The following is a 1,368-nucleotide window of genomic DNA, read 5'->3' as shown; positions in this document are numbered from 1 at the left end:
CTCCAAAAGAGAATATTGAAAACTCATGAGAAAGAAATATCATGGCCTTCGAACTGTTCACGCAACTTTTCACTAAAATTGATCAATCAACGGAAAAATACGTTACAGAGATTTCATCACAAGCCATTTCTGCCATCACACCTGTTGTGTCGGTGGGTCTCACTCTTTCTTTCATTCTCTACGGGTGGCTCATTATTCGTGGAGCCGTTGATATGCCCATTGCAAACTTTATGGGACGCTGCATTCGCATAGCTCTTATCACATCACTCGCCCTCACAAGTGGGCTATATCAAAAAGATATTGCAAAAATCGTCACAGACGTCCCTGATGAATTAGTTTCTGCTCTTATAAAGAATACAAAAAGTAATATTAAGGATAATAATGTAGCAGCCGGACTCATTGATCAAGCAGCAGGGCAAGGGTTCAATCGGGCCAGTGAAGCTTTCGAAGAAGCTGCATTTTTTGGTTCTGATGGCCTCATTTACGGCCTTTTTGGGATCCTTATCCTCCTTTCAACAAGTATTCTGGTGGCAATCGGTGGTGGATTCATACTCTTGGCCAAAATTGCTCTATCACTTCTCGCCGGCCTTGGCCCACTCTTCATTGTTGCCCTGCTCTGGCAACCAACATATCGCTTTTTCGAACAATGGATCTCTCAAGTCCTCAATTATGGACTGCTTATTCTTTTGTTTTCGACCATCTTCAGCATCATGATGAATATCTTTAACAATTACGTTAAAGAGATAAAATTTGATGGTACACAAAATGTGAGTTACGCACTTGGTGGTGTTCTCATCTTATCCGTTATCTCTATCGTTCTACTCATCAAATTATCAAAGGTTGCAGATGTTTTGGCCAAGGGTTTTTCACTTAGACGGCTATGGGATATCAATGCAAAATAAGGAACAGCGTCTATAGTGAAAAGGCGCTCAAGAATACCTTCAAAATAAGTCGATCATATATCGTATCGGCCTTGCTTTGTACTTCAATAGGTTCTGAACTTAAAGAGATTCAGAAAAAAGAGTGTTGAGGATAATTTATTTCTTATCAAAATAAAAATATTGATAAGAAAGTATTGGACTAAATGTAAGAGTTGTGAAAAAGGAATATTGATGAAAAATAAATATGTTGAAATTAAATCAATTACTTTTGCAATTTTGATGACAGGGCTCGTATCGGCTTGCACATCGGCGCCAAAGCCGAAGCAACCAGATCTTTTCAATCGAGTGCCTGTTAATAAAACAGTACCCGCCGAAATTCAGCGAGGAGCAATATGAGTAAAAAGGAAGTAAAACCTGTCAAAGCTGAACAAATCAGCAATTATTACAAAGAAAGTCGAGGGTTAGAACAGTGCCTCATCGATGAATT

1 protein-coding gene is annotated in these 1,368 nt (G+C 39.0%); it reads left to right on the top strand.

The genetic code is table 11. The features are described from left to right. Positions 1-41 precede the first annotated feature (41 nt). Positions 42-902, top strand: a complete 861-nt coding sequence (locus tag NPY00_RS06290; RefSeq protein WP_269021225.1) for a type IV secretion system protein — start codon at positions 42-44, stop codon at positions 900-902. Positions 903-1,368 lie beyond the last annotated feature (466 nt).

Origin of the sequence: Bartonella sp. F02 (assembly GCF_026929975.1) — a bacterium.
In the GTDB taxonomy this organism is placed as follows: domain Bacteria; phylum Pseudomonadota; class Alphaproteobacteria; order Rhizobiales; family Rhizobiaceae; genus Bartonella.
Note: the sequence above shows the minus strand (reverse complement) of the source record. Positions and strands in the feature narration are given on the sequence as shown.

Coding starts and splice junctions, on each gene's coding strand:
- NPY00_RS06290 (WP_269021225.1), top strand. CDS start 42: ATGGCCTTCGAACTGTTCACGCAACTTTTCACTAAAATTGATCAATCA.